Raw genomic sequence first — 15,847 nt, 5'->3', positions numbered from 1 at the left:
AGGCAGCCATGAACCCCTTTCTTGCCCTGCAGGCCCAGAAAACGCCCCTTGGAACTTGGTTGATGGCAGCCGCGCCCAGCACCGCCGAGGCGCTGGGTTATACCGGTTTCGACTTCCTCGTGGTCGATATGGAGCATGTGACGATCGAATTTTCCGATCTGGCCCATATCCTGCGCGCCATTGGCGTGACGCCGGCTGTTCCGGTGGTGCGCCTGGCATGGAATGATCAGATCTTGATCAAGCGTGCCATGGATGCGGGTGCCGAAACCCTAATGATTCCCTTTGTGCAAGATGTGGCGCAAGCGCGCGAGGCCGTGTCCTTCATGCGCTATCCGCCCCACGGCGTGCGCGGGGTGGCGGCGGTGCATCGCGGCTCGAAATTCGGAACCGTGCCGGGCTATCTTGCCAGTGCGCATCAACGCTGCTGCTCGATCTTGCAGCTGGAAACTCCCGAAGCGGTGGCGGCTATTGGCGATATTGCGGCGGTTGAGGGCGTTGATGCTGTTTTCGTCGGCCCCGGCGATCTTTCGGCGGCGATGGGCCATATCGGCAATATCGCACATCCCGAGGTCCAAGAGCTGATCGCCCATGCCGCGCAAGCAGCACGCAAGGCCGGCAAACCGATCGGCATTGTTGGGCCAAATCCGGACATGGTCGCGCGGTTCCTGGATTATGGCTATACTTTCGCGGCTGTCGCCTCGGATCTCGCGATGATGACCGGACGTGCCAATGACTGGCTGGCACAACTGCGCAAGACGGCGCCGGTCGCAGTGTCGCAGGCGGCCTATTAAGATGGACAGCCCCTTCACGCTGGTCGCGGATCTGCAGGCCCAACTGGCCGAAGGCCCGGTTTGGGACAGCGCCGCGCAATGCCTGACCGTCACCGATATTCCCGCCCGTGCCTTATGGCGGATTTCGCCCCAGACCGGCGAAAGTCAGCGCCGCGAGATCTTTGAAGAAGTCGGCTGCTTTGCCCCCAGTCTTGGCGGCGGTCTGGTGGCGGCGTGCCGTTCGGGCATCTGGTCAATTCCAGATGCCGCCGAGGCGACCTGTCTGGCCCGCAATCCCGAGGCTCATCAATCCAGCCGTTTCAACGATGGCCGCATTGATCCCAAAGGGCGGCTCTGGGCGGGAACCGTCGATCCCTATCGCCAGGAACGTGCGGGGCTTTACCGCTATGATCGGCGCGGCCTTGTGCGCTTTGCCGATGGGCTGATGACATCGAACGGACTGGCGTTTTCGCCTGACGGTCGGCTGATGTATCATTCTGATACGCCAAGGTTTCGCATCTATGTCTATGATTATGATCAGGAAACCGGAACGCCCTCCAATCGTCGCATTTTTGCACAGCTGACCCCCACGGACATGGATCAAGGCCGCCCGGATGGCGCGGCCGTGGATGCCGAGGGCTGCTATTGGAGCGCGTTTTACCAAGGCGCGCGGGTGGTGCGCTTTGCCCCCAACGGCGACATTCTGGCCAGCTATCGCGTGCCCGCACAATCGCCCACCATGCCCTGTTTTGGCGGGCCGGATATGCGCACGCTTTTCGTGACCAGCGCCCGCGACGGCTCGAGCCCCGAGCAGTTGGCACAATACCCCCATTCGGGCGGCGTTTTTGCAATGCGGGTCGATGTGCCCGGCATCGCCATTCCGCCCTTTAATCCGGAGATTTGACATGAGTTACGATGGTGTCCGCTACGGCTCGCTTGCAGGGCGGCACGTGCTGATCACGGGCGGGGCCTCGGGGATTGGTGCAGAAATGGTGCGTGCCTTTCGCGCTCAGGATGCGCAGGTCTCGTTTCTTGATATTGATCGCGAGAATGGTCAAACCATTGCGGACCAAACCGGAGCCGCGTTTTACGCCTGCGATCTGACCGATATTGCGGCAATGCGCGACACGCTGAACTCGGCCCAGCAGCACGGCGGTCCGGTTCGGGTTCTGGTCAATAACGCGGGAAAAGATGACCGCCATGACCTCGATAGCGTCGAGCCAGACTATTGGCATCGCGCCATGGCGCTGAACCTTGATCACCAATTCTTTGCGACCCAGGCGCTGCGTCAGGGTATGGCGCAGGCCGGTGGCGGTTCGGTGATCATGTTCAGCTCGGTTTCCTGGCTGCGCGGGCGCCCGGGCATGGTCGGCTATACCACCGCAAAGGCTGCGATCTATGGCCTGACCAAGACATTGGCGCGCGAGTTGGGCACGGATGGCATCCGGGTGAACTGCATCATCCCCGGCGCAATCTTGACCCCGCGCCAAGAGCAATTGTGGCTAACCCCCGAACTGAACCAGCAATTCATCGATTTGCAGGCCCTGAAGTTCCGGCTGGATGCCAGCCATGTGGCGCGGCTGGCGCTTTTCCTAGGCTCGGATGAAAGCGCCGGATCGACCGGCTCGCATTTCACGGTTGATGCCGGCCTTACCCAGAACTGAGAGAGATTATGGCCCGTCTTGAACATTTCGCGACCGGATTTCGGATCTGGCTTGGCGATCGACTGATCCTGTCCCATGACATCTCTGCCCCTGCGATCTTTGTCGGTACAGGCGATGCGCGCATGGATATGTATCGCGGCAATTTCGACATCGAGGACTATCTGGTCGAAAGGGTCGCGCTGACACGTATCACCCCGCAGCCCGATGGCCGTATCCTTCTGGGTGCCGAGACCCCGGCAATTGCGTTCTGGCTTGAAGATAATCACCTTCGCTTTCAAGCGCTTGACCCCAAGTGGAATCGCTTTTGGTTGCGGTTGGTTTCCGAACCGGATGAGCATATCTGGGGCGGCGGCGAGCAGATGTCCTATTTTGACTTGGCCGGGCGAAAATTTCCGATCTGGACCTCAGAGCCGGGCGTTGGTCGCGATAAGGGAACTGAAATCACGCGACTGTCGGATGTGCACAACCGTGCGGGGGGCGATTACTGGAACAGTAACTATCCCCAGCCGACATTCTTGTCTTCACGGCTTTATGCGGCCCATCTCGACAGCACGGCCTATAGCGTGCTCGACTTCTCTCGCAAAGGCTTTCACGAGATCGAGGTCTGGGAGATCCCCACAGCGGTCGAACTGTTCGAGGCTGACAGCTATATCGACTTGGTTGGGGCGATGTCGAACCGTTTTGGCCGCCAGCCCGAACTGCCGGAATGGATCTATCAAGGGGCCATCCTGGGCCTGAAGGATGGCGAAGAATCCTTTACCCGTATGGAAAACATGATCGCCGCCGGGGTGAAGGTTTCTGGGCTGTGGTGCGAGGATTGGGTTGGCCTGCGCCATACCTCGTTCGGCGCGCGGCTTTTCTGGGACTGGCAGGCCAATGAGGCACGCTATCCCGACCTGCGCAATCGCATTGCCGCATTGCGCGAAAGTGGGATCCGCTTTCTGGGCTATGTGAACCCCTACCTGGCGGTGGATGGCCCCCTGTTTCCCGAGGCGGCCGAGCGGGGCTATTTCGCAACCGACGGCAAGGGCCAGATCGCGCATGTTGATTTCGGCGAATTCGACTGCGGAGTGGTTGATTTCACCAATCCCGAGGCGGCCGAATGGTTTTCCGAACGCGTCATTGGTCAAAATATGCTGGATTACGGCCTTTCTGGCTGGATGGCCGACTTTGGGGAATATCTGCCGATCGATGTGACTTTGGCCAATGGCGTTGACGCGCGGCTGATGCATAACCAATGGCCGGTGCTTTGGGCCGAGGTCAACGCGCGTGCTGTCGAAAGCCGTGGTCTGACCGGCGACATCGTCTGGTTCATGCGGGCGGGTTATTCGGGGGTCCAGAAATATTGCCCCTTCCTTTGGGCGGGCGATCAATCGGTTGATTTCAGCCGCCACGATGGCTTGGTGACGGTCATGGCCGGGGCCTTGTCCTCGGGGTTGGTTGGCAATGCCTATCACCATTCCGACATCGGTGGTTACACCAGCCTGTTTCACAATGTGCGCACCGCAGAGCTGATTATGCGCTGGTCGGAAATGGCGGCTTTCACCCCATTGATGCGCAGCCACGAAGGCAACCGTCCCAGTCAGAACCTGCAAATCGACCAAGATCCGACGGTTTTGGCGCATTTTGCACGTATGACCCAGATCTATGTGCATTTGGCGCCATATCTGCGCCATCTCTCGCATGAAGCAGCAACCACTGGCCTGCCGGTCCAGCGGCCGCTGTTTTTGCATTTCCCGCAAGATCGGGCTGGATATAGCCTGCAAGATCAGTACCTTTACGGCGCCGATATGCTGGTCTCTCCAGTGTGGCAGGCGGGGCAAGTGACACGCCCTGTCTATTTGCCCGAGGGCACTCAATGGGAAGAACTATGGAAGGGCACAATTCATGACGGTGGCCAGACAATCGAAGCACAGGCCCCGATCGGACAGCCTGCCGTCCATTTCCGCCCTGATAGCGCCTTTGCCGCGTTGTTCCGCGCCCTGCGGGAGATCTGATTTTTGCTTTCCGATCTGATTAGCCTGAATACGCTGGGGCTATGGCTGGTGATCTTGTTGGGATCGTGGCTGCAAACGCTGACCGGCTTTGCCTTTGGGCTGATCGTCATGGGAGGGGTGGGCGCGCTGTCGCTGATGCCCCTGCCAGAGGCAGCTATCGTCTCGGGGTTCTTGACCATGGTGAATGGCGCGCTGATCTTGGCGCGCAAACATCCGGCCGTTGACCGCCATGCGCTGGGGTTGCTGCTTGTGGGCAGTGTTCCCGGGCTGGCGCTGGGTTATTGGCTTTTGATGTATATGGCAGGCAATGCCTTAGTATTGCTGCAATTTACCCTTGGCCTCATGGTCACCTTGGCCGCGATCCAGATGATGCGCAGTCCGATTCAGCTGCGTGATCGCAGCAAAAATGGGCCTTTCATCATCTCGGGCTTTTTCAGCGGGATGATGGGCGGAATGTTTTCGACCGCCGGCCCTCCGGTGATCTGGCACCTCTACCGCCAACCGCTTTCGACCGAGGCGATCCGCTGCACATTGGTCGCGGTTTTCTTTGTCGGCGCCGTCTTGCGGATGGGAATTGTCTTTGCCACGACGGGGATTTCGGCGCAGGTTCTTCTGGTCTCGGCTGTCGCTGTGCCGGTGGTGATCTTTGGCACCTGGCTTGCCACCCGCCATCCGCCACGGCTTGCGCCCCAAACCATGCGCAAGCTGGCCTTTGGACTGCTGTTTTTGTCGGGGCTGGCGATGCTGGCCCCCGCCCTTGCCACTTTTTTCAAGGAAATCCTGTGATGACTGCGCTTTGCACATTGCCGCTAAAAGACCCCAGCTTGCTGACCGAGGCCTGCCGCATCGGCACCCGTCTGGTCGAACCGGGCGAAAGCGCCATCGAGGTGCGCAATCCTTTTGACAATTCGCTGATCGCGCGGGTGCCAAACCTTGGCGCGGCCGAACTGAACGAGGCTGTCGCCGCCGCCAAGGCCGCCATGCCTGCATGGGCTGCCCGCCCTGCCAAGGAACGTGCAGCGGTCTTGCGTCGCTGGTACGAGCTGATCTTGGAAAACACCGACGATCTTGCGCAGATCCTGACCGCTGAGCAGGGCAAACCCCTGGCCGAAGCGCGTGGCGAGATCGTCTCGAATGCCGCCTATTTGGAGTGGTTTGCCGAAGAGGCCAAGCGCATCGAGGGCGATTTCATGGCCGGGCCGAATGCCAGCCAGCGCATTTTGGTGATGAAGCAGCCGATCGGTGTTTGTGCCGCGATTACGCCTTGGAACTTTCCCAATGGCATGATCACCCGCAAGGCCGGCCCGGCGCTGGCGGCGGGTTGTGCCATGGTGTTGAAACCTGCCGCCCAAACCCCGCTTTCTGCACTGTCGCTGGCAGTTCTGGCAGAACGTGCGGGCCTGCCTGCAGGTCTGTTCTCGGTGATTACGGGCGCGGCCCAAGAGATCGGCACCGCGATCACGACCAACCCCGATATTGCCAAGATCAGCTTCACCGGCTCGACCGCGGTTGGGCGTTGGTTGCTGCGCAACTCGGCAGATCAGATCAAGCGTCTGTCGCTTGAACTGGGTGGCAACGCTCCTTTCATCGTCTTTGACGATGCGGATCTGGATGCAGCTGCCCAAGGCGCGCTTTTTTCGAAATTCCGCAATGCTGGTCAGACCTGTGTCTGCGCCAACCGGATCTATGTCCAAGATAGCGTGCTAGAGGCCTTTACCGAAAAGCTGATGGCGCTGGTCGGCACCTTGAAAATTGGCGCGGGTACCGATCCTGCAACGACGATGGGCCCGCTGATTGACGAGCGCGCCGTGGAAAAAATGCAAGATCATGTCGATGATGCCTTGGCCAAAGGCGCGGTTTTGCGCATGGGCGGCAAGCAGCCAGAGCTGGGCGGCACGTTCTACGAGCCGACGGTGATCACCGGCGTGCGCCAGGACATGAAGGTGGCCTATGAGGAAACCTTTGCGCCTTTGGCCGCGATCATCTCCTTTAAAGACGAGGCCGAGGCGGTCGCCATGGCCAATGCATCTGAATTCGGTCTGGCATCCTATTTCTATGCCCGCGACATTGGTCGGATTTTCCGCGTCGGCGAGGCACTAGAGGCAGGAATGGTGGGCGTGAACACCCCGGCCCTTGCCAATGAGGTCGCCCCTTTCGGCGGCGTCAAGCAATCGGGAACCGGGCGCGAGGGCTCGAAATACGGGATCGAGGAATATCTCGAGATTAAATATCTGGCGCTTGGCGGGATCTGAGCCGCATCGCCCATGAACGGAAAAGGCCACGCGAGATGCGTGGCCTTTTTATTTAAGATCAGTGTCTTGCCTAGTCGCCCATCACCATTGTCGCCTTAACCGCCTGGCGCCACTGGCCATAGCGCGCCTCGCGTTCCGCCGGGGCTAGCTTGGGTTCAAAGCGGCGCTCAAGCGCCCATTTCTGAGCGATGACCTGAGGTTCGGGGCAAATCCCAGCCTGATAGCCCGCCAGATAGGCCGCGCCCAATGCGGTGGTTTCGGTGATCTGCGGGCGGTCAACCGATGCGCCGATAATATCAGTCAGAAACTGCATGGCCCAATCATTGGCGGCCATACCCCCATCAACCCGCAAAATGGCCTCGCCATCCAGGCTGCAATCTGCCTGCATGGCATCGATCAGATCGCGGGTTTGGAAGCCAACGCTTTCCAAGGCCGCGCGCGCAATTTCCGCAGGCCCGCTATTGCGCGTCAGCCCCAGGATCGCACCACGGCAATTGGGCCGCCAATAAGGCGCACCAAGCCCCGTAAAGGCGGGGACCAGAACCACCGATTGCGCCGGGTCGGCCTTTTGCGCCAGCGCTGATGTTTCCGAGGCCGCGCGAATGATCGTCAGCCCGTCGCGCAGCCATTGCACCACGGCCCCGGCATTAAAGATCGAGCCTTCAAGCGCATAACTTGTCTGGCCGTTCAACCGATAGGCTATCGTTGTCAGAAGCCGGTTCTTGGATCTGACCATCTCTGTGCCGGTATTCAAAAGCGCGAAACAACCCGTACCATAGGTCGATTTCACCATTCCCGGCTGAAAACACGCCTGTCCGATCGCGGCGGCCTGTTGATCGCCCGCGACCCCCAGAATGGCGATTTCACGGCCGAAAAGATCCGGCCGGGTGACGCCGTAATCAGCAGCGCAATCGCGCACATCGGGCAGCATTTGCATGGGGATGTCAAAAAGCGCGCATAGCGTGCTGTCCCATTCGCCGTCGCGGATGTTGTATAGCATCGTGCGGGCTGCGTTTGTGGCATCGGTGGCATGGACCGCGCCGCCCGTCAGGTTCCAGATCAACCAGCTATCGACCGTCCCAAAGGCCAACTCGCCCTTCTGGGCACGAGGGCGTGCGTCGCTGACGTTATCAAGTATCCATTTGATCTTGCTTGCAGAAAAATAAGGATCAAGCAAAAGGCCGGTGCGATCGGTGATCATCTCCTCATGACCTTTCGCGCGCAAATCATCGCAAAGATCTGCGGTTCGGCGATCTTGCCAGACAATTGCCGGATGGATCGGCTGTCCTGTGGCGCGGTCCCAGACCACCACGGTTTCGCGCTGATTGGTGATGCCAATTGCCGCGATTTCAGCCGAAGTCAGCCCCTCTTTTTCAATAGCTGCACGCGCCGTCGCCGCAGTGGCCGCCCATAGATCCCAAGGGTCGTGCTCGACCCAGCCGGAATCCGGATAATGTTGGGGGATTTCCTCTTGGGCAAAGGATAAGATCCGCAAATCCGCGTCGAAAATAACCGCGCGTGCTGATGTCGTGCCGCAATCAATGGCCAGAATATGGGACATCGCAACCTCCTCCTTATCGTGATTGTTCAGCTTGCGGCGCTAAATGCAGCGGCAACATAAGCCGCGACAGCGGCCTGAGCGTCGGGAGACAGGTGCAGTCCCAGACGCGTGCGCCGCCACAGCACATCCTCACCGGTCTGCACATATTCATGCGCGATCAGCCAATCTAATTCCTGTGCACTTAACCCTTCGCCAAAATCGGTGCCCAGATCGGCGGCTGACTTGGCTTGCCCCAACATGTCGAAAGCTTCGGTGCCATAGGTGCGGATCAGTCGCTGTGCCCAACGCGGGCTGAGGAAGGGATAGGTCGCGCGCAGTTTCTCGGTCAGCGCGGCCACGCCATCGACCGGAAAATCGCCCCCCGGCAAAGCCACCCCTGCCGTCCATTTTCCGCCAAGATTCGGGAAAAATCCCGCGATCTCATCCAGCGCACTTTCAGCCAATCGCCGATAGGTCGTGATTTTGCCGCCAAAGACGTTCAGGACCGGCGCCCCTTCACGATCAAGTCGTAAGACATAATCGCGCGTGGCCGCCGTCGCCGAGCGCGCACCATCGTCATATAGGGGGCGGACCCCCGAATAGCTCCAGACGACATCCTGCGCGGTGATGGGCTTTGCAAAATATTGCGATGCAAAGGCGCAAAGATAATCACGCTCTTCGTCCGTGCAGCGCGGCACATCATCGGCCGAATGGTGGTCTTTGTCAGTGGTGCCGATCAGGGTGAAATCCTGCTCGTAGGGAATGGCGAAAATGATGCGCCCATCCGTGCCCTGAAAGAAATAACAGCGGTCATGATCGTAAAGGCGCGGCACGACGATATGGCTGCCGCGGACCAGCCGCACGTTATCCTTGGTTGCCAGGTCAAGCAGATCGTGAATGACATCACCCACCCATGGTCCGGCGGCATTCACCAGAACTTTGGCGCGATAATGGTGACGTTGACCCGCATGTTCGGTTTCGATCTGCCAGAGCTCTCCTTCGCGGTGAGCCGAAACCACGCGGGTTCTAGGCATAATGGTCGCGCCACGCGCCTTGGCGTCACGGGCATTCAAAACGACCAATCGGCTGTCTTGAACCCAGCAATCTGAATACTCATAGCCCAGCTTGAAACCCGGTTTCAAAGGCAGACCCAAAGGATCTTGCGATAAATCGATTTTGCGCGTTCCAGGCAGGATTTTGCGCCCACCAAGATTATCATATAAAAACAACCCCATGCGGATCATCCATGCCGGGCGGCGGCCTTTGATCCAGGGCATGAAAGCTGTCACCAGCCGGGACGCGGGCGTGGTGGTTTCAAAGCGCATATCCGGCCTATAGGGCAGCACGAACCGCATCGGCCAGCTGATATGGGGCATGGCGCGCAGCAGCGTCTCACGCTCTTCCAATGCCTCTCGGACAAGGCGGAATTCGAAATATTCCAGATAGCGCAGCCCGCCGTGAAACAGCTTGGTCGAGGCCGAAGAGGTTGCATGGCCAAGATCGCCCTGCTCGGCCAGTACAACCTTGAGGCCGCGACCCGCTGCATCGCGCGCAATGCCACAACCGTTGATGCCACCACCGATGATGAAAACATCTGCGATGTCGCCTGGATTCGTCATGCGTTGATCTAAGGCCATGCTGCACCCTTTTCGGCAGGATCGTTCAATCCGTAACTGCCGTCAAATGGGTGATGCGTCAATCAGTTTGTGTTCGTTTTATCTAAATAAGGGCCATATTCGAACATAAGCGAAACAGAAACGAACAGTCTTGGCGTCGGCGCGCAAATGGCGCACAATCTTGCGAACCGCTTTGAAGGAAGACCAGATGCGCGCCAATCTTCGCCAGCAACAGATTTTGAATATCGCCCGCACCGAGGGGCTGGTCCTGGTGGACGAGCTTGCGCAGCGCTTTGATGTGACCTTGCAGACGATCCGGCGCGATCTGGGCGACTTGGATGAGGCGGGGCTGATCGAACGCGTTCACGGCGGCGCGGTCGCCCGCGCGGGCGTCAGCAACACCAGCTATGAGCTGCGCAAACGAACAGGCGCCGAGGGCAAGGCCGCGATTGGCCGTGCATGCGCGCGCCTTATTCCCGACAACTCCTCGGTGATCCTCAATCTGGGTACGACGACCGAGGCAGTGGCCGCCGCCTTGGCCGATCATGCCAATCTGACGGTCATCACCAACAATATTAATGTCGCAAACATCCTGATGCCCAATCCGGGCTGCGAAGTCATCGTGGCGGGCGGGCGATTGCGCCGCTCGGATGGTGGATTGGTGGGCGAGCTGACCACCCAGTTTTTCGAACAATTCAAGGTCGATTTCGCGATTGTTGGCTGCTCTGCTTTGGACCTTGATGGTGATCTTTTGGACTTTGATCTGTCCGAGGTTCGTGTCAGCCGCGCGATTTTAAACCAAGCGCGCCAAAAGTTCGTGGTCGCCGATCACAGCAAGCTGACGCGTGCGGCGCCGGGCCGGATCATCAGCCTGTCCGAAGTTGACGCGCTGTTCACAGATGCCGAATTGCCCGCATCACTGGCTCAGGCCTGCGCGGATTGGGGAACTCAAGTTCACATCTGTCGCTGATCCAGCAAAGTGGGCGTCAAGGGCTGGAAGGCGAATTGTTGCGATTCCTGACAAAAATAGTTACATGTCGCAATTGGCCGGCCTCAATTTCGACGGGTTATTTTCGATATATTGATTATTATTCATTACATATCAGATAGTTAAAACTATATAATCATGTGAAATATCGCCTGTGTTCATTCGGACACAGCGCCTGAATTACGACAAAAATCCTATTGTTGTCTCTTTTTATCAGGATTAACTGGCTCCGATTTTAATGAATTTTCCGGAAGGAGCTGCTTATGGCGACTCGCCAGCCTCACTCTCTTCGCCCCGCGCTTTCAACCGCAGGCGTCACCCTTGGTATCGCTGCAGGGGGGATCGTTTCGGCGGATCTGGCAATTGCTCAGGACGTTGCTCAGGCCAATGCCGCGCCTGCCAGCGGGGTCATTTCGCTTGATACCGTCGTGATCACCGCCGGCACTGCGCCTGCCAATACCAACGAGGGCACGACCGGCGTCTCGCGTTTGCCGGAAACGGTGTTCAACACGCCGCGCGAAGTTCAGGTCATTCCGGCCAAGATCATCGAGCAGCAGCAATCAACCACCTTGGAAGAAACCCTGCGCAACGTGCCGGGGATTACGCTGTCCACTGGCGAAGGCCGGGGCGGCTCATCGGGTGATCAATTCCGTATCCGCGGCCTGGCTGCTGGCGGCGATGTCTATCGTGACGGGCTGCGTGATTTTGGCGTTTTCACCCATGACACGTTCAACACCGAAAGCGTCGAGGTTCTGAAAGGTCCCTCGGGCGATTCCTTTGGTGTGGGGAATATGGGCGGTCTGATCAACCAATCGACCAAACGCGCCAATCTGAAAGACGAGACCGTGGTGCAAGGTCTGATCGGCAGCGGCGTGCAAGCGCGCCTGCAGTTGGACAGCAATCGCGTGGTCGGTGAAAATCAGGCGCTTCGCTTTAATGTTATGGCACAAAAGCAAGATGTTGCGGACCGCGACCATGCCGAAGCTGACCGTCTGGGCGTTGCCGTTGACTGGGGCACCGGGATCGGGACGGGCACGGAATGGCATTTGAGCTATTCCTATCTGCGCGAGCGCGGCACGCCCGACATGGGTCAGCCGATGGCCGAGGGCAATGACGGGATCTATCGCCCGCTTCTGGAATATGGTGTGGCCGGTTACGACCGCGACGTCTCCTATATCCGCAGCACCGACCACGATGATACCGATGTTCATGACATCACCTCGTCGCTGAACCACGATATGGGCAATGGCTGGACGCTGACCAATGAGACGCGGCTGAGCTATTACAAGCGCGACCGCTCGGCGACGCATCCCGCTGATCTAAGCAATGCGCAGCTGAACGATTTGCTTGCCGGTACGGATGCGCTGCTGTCCTATGGCGCGGGTGGCGGCATGGTCTATGACCAGAAGGGCTGGGGCTTCCAGAACGTATTGGCCGCGCGCGGCGAGTTCGAAACGGGCGCGATCAAGCATAAAGTCCAGATCGGCCTTGACCTGAGCTATCAGGTCGACAAGCGCCGTCGTGGCAGCTATGACCCGGCGCGCCCGACCTCGACCTCGGTTCTTGATCCGGAATATAATATCGGTAACCCCTCGCTCAGCTATGGGCCGCAATCGCGCGCGACAGCCTTTAACGCCGGGCTTTTCGTCGCCGATCGCATGGATCTGGGTCGTGGCTGGACTGTCGCCGCTGCGGCGCGCCTGGACCATTTCGAGAATGATTTCACCGGAACCCTGGTGGGTGGACGCGCACCGATCAGCACCAGCGGCAGCTCGACCAAGCTGAGCCCGTCGCTGAGCGTGATCTACGAGCCCTCGGACGAGGCAATGGCTTATCTGTCATTCGCACGCACCTATCGTCCCCAAGGCACCGATATTTCGATGACGGTGAACTCTTTCGAGACCGAAGTTGCTGGCGATATGAAGCCCGAGCGTTCGGATCTGATCGAACTGGGCGGCAAACTGAACCTGCTGAACGGTCGTCTGGGTTTGACGGGTGCGATCTTCCAGATCGACAAGAAAAACAGCTATGACATCGACCCGACCACGGGCGATCCGGTGCTGGCATTCTCGGATGCAGGCCAAGGCCGCCGGATCCGCGGCGCTGAATTCGGCGTCACCGGCGAGATTTCGGATAATTGGTCGATCTACGCAAGCTACGCCTATCTTGACGGCGAAGTCCGTGGTGGCAAAGGCGTTTCCGCCGACGTTGTCGGCAAGGATGCGCCGGGCGTGCCGAAAAACAACTTCTCGGTCTGGACCAGCTATGTCCTCCCCCAGAATACGGCCCCTGTTCCGGGTGAGATCACGGTTGCTGGCGGTATCCGCTATGCGTCGGAATACTACGCCAATGCGACGAATACCGCAGAAATGCCCGAGACCTTCTCGCTCGACATGATGGTGTCATACGAGCAAGACGACTGGCGTCTGGCCCTGAACGCTTACAATCTGACCGATCACGACAACTATCGTTCGGCCTTCAGCGCAACGCGCGCGGTCCCCGATACGGGTCGCAGCTTTGCCTTGTCGCTAAGCAAGCGCTTCTGATGACACGACAGGCGGCGGGTATGTTCCCGCCGCCTGACCTTTTGACGACTGCGAAAACATGACCACGCTTAGCCCCTCTGAAGCAGCACTTGCGCTTGGCCAGATCTATCTGGACGATGACAAACCCGCGCAGGCGATCGAAAGCTTTCAGCGTGCGGCGCGTGATGGGAATGCTGCGGCGCTGAACATGCTGGGCCGCATCCATGAGCGCGGCTGGGGGGTCGAGCCTGATCCCGCCGTCGCCGCCGCCTATTTCACAAAAGCTGCGAATGCCAATGATGTCTGGGCCATGTTCAATCTGGCCGATCTTTATTTGCTGGGTCGCGGCGTTACCCAATCCGATGCAAAAGCACATCATCTTTATGCCACTGCCGCCAGTCTTGGGCATTCCAAATCTTTGAACATGCTTGGAATTATGGCCGAAGAAGGCCGTGGCCCCGATACGCCTTCGCGCGCCCAAGCCTATTTTCTTGCCGCCGCCAAGGCTGGTGACGTTTGGGCACAGTTCAATCTGGCGCGGCGGATGATCGACGCCAAGCAGATCGCGCAAGCAATACCCTGGCTGGAGTTGTCGCTGCAAAAAGGCTTTGCCGAATACTGGCGTATGCTTGCACATTCCCTTGCAGAACATGGCGATGAACGCCTGCGCCAAATCGCAACCCGCGCCGCAACCCTGCTTGGATCTGAATCCAGCCCGGTTTGACGCCATCCTTACTGATCTCGCCTGCTTCTGCCCCAATTGAAAGGTTCGCCATGCTTGTCACTATTCCTTCGGTCCTGAACAAGGATCAGGTCTTGGCGCTGCGCCAGACGCTGGACGAGGCGCAATGGCAAGATGGTCGCCATACCGCGGGCGCACAATCGATCGAGGTCAAGCGTAACCGGCAGCTTGACCCGGAAAGTCCGCTGGCCCTGAAGCTGGGTCAATTCATTCTGGATCAACTCTCCAACAATGCGCTTTTCATGTCCGCAGCTTTGCCCCATCGCATTCTGCCGCCGATGTTCAACCGCTATGAAACCGCCGAGACCTTTGGCGTGCATGTCGACAACTCGATCCGCAATATGCCCCTAACGGGAGAGCGTCTGCGCGCCGATCTTTCGATGACATTGTTTCTGAGCGAGCCCGAGGATTACGACGGCGGTGAACTGGTCATCGAAGATAATTATGGCGCGCAAGCAGTTAAATTGGCTGCGGGCGATATGGTGCTTTACCCGTCGACCTCGTTGCATCAGGTCACGCCGGTGACGCGCGGGGCGCGGGTCTCGTCGTTCTTTTGGCTGCAAAGCATGATAAGATCCGATGCGCAGCGCGCGATCCTGTTCGATCTTGATCAATCCATTCAATCGCTTAGCGCGCGCGACGGCGCCAACACCCCCGAAGCCCTGCGGTTAAGCGGCATCTATCACAACCTTATCCGGATGTGGGCCGAGCTATAATGCGCGGTTGGGGATCACCATCTCTCGCGTGACCTCGGAAAGATCGCGGCACCCGGCCAAAGCCATCGTGACCTCTAGCTCATCTCGCAGGATGCGCAGCATCTGACTAACGCCGCGCGCACCATCGGCCGCCAAAGCATAGATCAGCGGCCGCCCCACCAACACGGCCCTGGCCCCCAAGGCCAGCGCCACAAAGGCATCAGTGCCGCGACGAATGCCTCCATCGACCAAGACCGGAACCTGACCGCCAACCTCTTGGGCAATCGCGGGCAACATGCGCAGCGCGGGTGGTGTGGCGTCCAAGACCCGGCCACCATGGTTCGACACAATCACGCCTTGGGCGCCCATCTCAACCGCAAGCCGCGCATCTGATCGGCGCAACACGCCTTTGACCAGAACCGGCAAAGGGGCGCTCCGGCACAGCCACTCGAGATCGCACCAATCTGGTGCCAACGCCATGAATCCGTCAAAGACCCGCGATGCCCCGACCGGCAGCGGCCTTAAGGGAATGTCGCGCAAATTGGCATCATTCGCCCCTACCGGCATCGCAAAGCCCGCAGCGATTTCACGGTCACGCACACCGCTGATCGGTGCATCAAGCGTCAGGACCAGCGCGCTATAGCCCGCATCAGCGGCACGCTTGGCCAGCTGCATTGTGTTATCCTGCCCGGCCCAATAGAGCTGAAACCAGCCACGGCAAGACCCGTCCTGCCCCAGCCGCTCGAGCGGGGTCGAGGCCTGTTCGCTCAGCACCATCAGCCCGTCCTGTGCCGCAGCTGCCCTGCTCATCGCGATTTCGCCATCGCGATGGACCAGACCTTGGGCGGCCATCGGGGCCACGACGAAGGGGTGCGCCAGTTCTTGCCCCATCAGCTTCAGCGCAGTGCCCCCCCCGGTCAAGGGACGCAAAAGCCGAGGCAGGATCGACCATTCGTCAAAAGCCGCGCGATTGGCCGCAAGCGTACGCTCTGCACCCGCGCCGCCTTGAAAATAGGCCAGCGTTGCGGGGTCAAGGATCTGTGCGGCGCGACGTTCAT

At 59.2% G+C, this 15,847-nt stretch carries 13 protein-coding genes; 10 read left to right on the top strand and 3 right to left on the bottom strand.

Annotation, left to right across the window (positions count from 1 at the left end):
• Positions 1-8 precede the first annotated feature (8 nt).
• The 6 genes from RTS12_RS04285 to RTS12_RS04260 are packed head-to-tail and all read left to right on the top strand — an operon-like array spanning position 9 to position 6,683.
• Complete coding sequence (locus tag RTS12_RS04285) at positions 9-791, top strand: aldolase/citrate lyase family protein (protein WP_312525845.1); 783 nt, start codon at positions 9-11, stop codon at positions 789-791.
• A gap of 1 nt (position 792) precedes the next feature.
• Entirely contained in the window at positions 793-1,674 is an 882-nt protein-coding gene (locus tag RTS12_RS04280; RefSeq protein ID WP_312525843.1) for an SMP-30/gluconolactonase/LRE family protein, read from the top strand.
• Between the two features lies 1 nt (position 1,675).
• On the top strand, positions 1,676-2,434 hold the full coding sequence (locus RTS12_RS04275; RefSeq protein WP_312525842.1) for an SDR family oxidoreductase: 759 nt from the start codon (positions 1,676-1,678) through the stop codon (positions 2,432-2,434).
• Between the two features lie 8 nt (positions 2,435-2,442).
• A complete protein-coding gene (locus RTS12_RS04270) occupies positions 2,443-4,431 on the top strand; it encodes an alpha-glucosidase (protein ID WP_312525840.1) in 1,989 nt (662 codons plus the stop codon).
• 3 nt (positions 4,432-4,434) lie between these two features.
• Positions 4,435-5,217, top strand: coding sequence for a sulfite exporter TauE/SafE family protein (locus tag RTS12_RS04265; protein ID WP_312525838.1), 783 nt, complete (start codon positions 4,435-4,437; stop codon positions 5,215-5,217).
• Entirely contained in the window at positions 5,217-6,683 is a 1,467-nt protein-coding gene (locus tag RTS12_RS04260; protein WP_312525836.1) for an NAD-dependent succinate-semialdehyde dehydrogenase, read from the top strand. The genes RTS12_RS04265 and RTS12_RS04260 overlap by 1 nt, the downstream gene beginning before the upstream one ends.
• A 70-nt stretch (positions 6,684-6,753) precedes the next feature.
• Here RTS12_RS04260 and glpK read toward each other — a convergent pair whose 3' ends face one another.
• Positions 6,754-8,244, bottom strand: coding sequence for a glycerol kinase GlpK (glpK, locus tag RTS12_RS04255; RefSeq protein ID WP_312525834.1), 1,491 nt, complete (start codon positions 8,242-8,244; stop codon positions 6,754-6,756).
• Between the two features lie 26 nt (positions 8,245-8,270).
• Positions 8,271-9,860, bottom strand: coding sequence for a glycerol-3-phosphate dehydrogenase (glpD, locus tag RTS12_RS04250; RefSeq protein ID WP_312525832.1), 1,590 nt, complete (start codon positions 9,858-9,860; stop codon positions 8,271-8,273).
• Between the two features lie 187 nt (positions 9,861-10,047).
• On the opposite strand from glpD, the gene RTS12_RS04245 reads away from it, so the two are divergent.
• The 4 genes from RTS12_RS04245 to RTS12_RS04230 all read left to right on the top strand — a co-directional run bounded on the left by RTS12_RS04245 (position 10,048) and on the right by RTS12_RS04230 (position 14,810).
• On the top strand, positions 10,048-10,809 hold the full coding sequence (locus RTS12_RS04245; protein ID WP_312525830.1) for a DeoR/GlpR family DNA-binding transcription regulator: 762 nt from the start codon (positions 10,048-10,050) through the stop codon (positions 10,807-10,809).
• A gap of 281 nt (positions 10,810-11,090) precedes the next feature.
• Positions 11,091-13,373 carry a TonB-dependent siderophore receptor gene (locus RTS12_RS04240; protein WP_312525828.1) on the top strand — a complete coding sequence of 761 codons (2,283 nt, stop codon included), beginning with the start codon at positions 11,091-11,093 and terminating at the stop codon, positions 13,371-13,373.
• A 58-nt stretch (positions 13,374-13,431) separates the two neighbouring features.
• A complete protein-coding gene (locus RTS12_RS04235) occupies positions 13,432-14,076 on the top strand; it encodes a tetratricopeptide repeat protein (protein WP_312525827.1) in 645 nt (214 codons plus the stop codon).
• A 50-nt stretch (positions 14,077-14,126) separates the two neighbouring features.
• Positions 14,127-14,810, top strand: a complete 684-nt coding sequence (locus RTS12_RS04230; RefSeq protein ID WP_312525825.1) for a Fe2+-dependent dioxygenase — start codon at positions 14,127-14,129, stop codon at positions 14,808-14,810.
• Here the strand turns inward: RTS12_RS04230 and RTS12_RS04225 are convergent.
• Positions 14,805-15,847 (bottom strand): alpha-hydroxy acid oxidase (locus RTS12_RS04225; RefSeq protein WP_312525823.1); only part of this gene is annotated, 1,043 nt, incomplete at its 5' end. The genes RTS12_RS04230 and RTS12_RS04225 overlap by 6 nt on opposite strands.

Origin of the sequence: Paracoccus sp. (in: a-proteobacteria) (genome assembly GCF_032007265.1) — a bacterium.
GTDB lineage: Bacteria > Pseudomonadota > Alphaproteobacteria > Rhodobacterales > Rhodobacteraceae > Paracoccus.
This window is presented reverse-complemented; position numbering and strand designations above follow the sequence as displayed.

What these genes read in the sequence shown, in the direction of transcription:
- RTS12_RS04285 (WP_312525845.1), top strand. Translation starts at nt 9, where the DNA reads ATGAACCCCTTTCTTGCCCTGCAGGCCCAGAAAACGCCCCTTGGAACT.
- RTS12_RS04280 (WP_312525843.1), top strand. Translation starts at nt 793, where the DNA reads ATGGACAGCCCCTTCACGCTGGTCGCGGATCTGCAGGCCCAACTGGCC.
- RTS12_RS04275 (WP_312525842.1), top strand. Translation starts at nt 1,676, where the DNA reads ATGAGTTACGATGGTGTCCGCTACGGCTCGCTTGCAGGGCGGCACGTG.
- RTS12_RS04270 (WP_312525840.1), top strand. Translation starts at nt 2,443, where the DNA reads ATGGCCCGTCTTGAACATTTCGCGACCGGATTTCGGATCTGGCTTGGC.
- RTS12_RS04260 (WP_312525836.1), top strand. Translation starts at nt 5,217, where the DNA reads ATGACTGCGCTTTGCACATTGCCGCTAAAAGACCCCAGCTTGCTGACC.
- glpK (WP_312525834.1), bottom strand. Translation starts at nt 8,244, where the DNA reads ATGTCCCATATTCTGGCCATTGATTGCGGCACGACATCAGCACGCGCG.
- glpD (WP_312525832.1), bottom strand. Translation starts at nt 9,860, where the DNA reads ATGGCCTTAGATCAACGCATGACGAATCCAGGCGACATCGCAGATGTT.
- RTS12_RS04245 (WP_312525830.1), top strand. Translation starts at nt 10,048, where the DNA reads ATGCGCGCCAATCTTCGCCAGCAACAGATTTTGAATATCGCCCGCACC.
- RTS12_RS04240 (WP_312525828.1), top strand. Translation starts at nt 11,091, where the DNA reads ATGGCGACTCGCCAGCCTCACTCTCTTCGCCCCGCGCTTTCAACCGCA.
- RTS12_RS04235 (WP_312525827.1), top strand. Translation starts at nt 13,432, where the DNA reads ATGACCACGCTTAGCCCCTCTGAAGCAGCACTTGCGCTTGGCCAGATC.
- RTS12_RS04230 (WP_312525825.1), top strand. Translation starts at nt 14,127, where the DNA reads ATGCTTGTCACTATTCCTTCGGTCCTGAACAAGGATCAGGTCTTGGCG.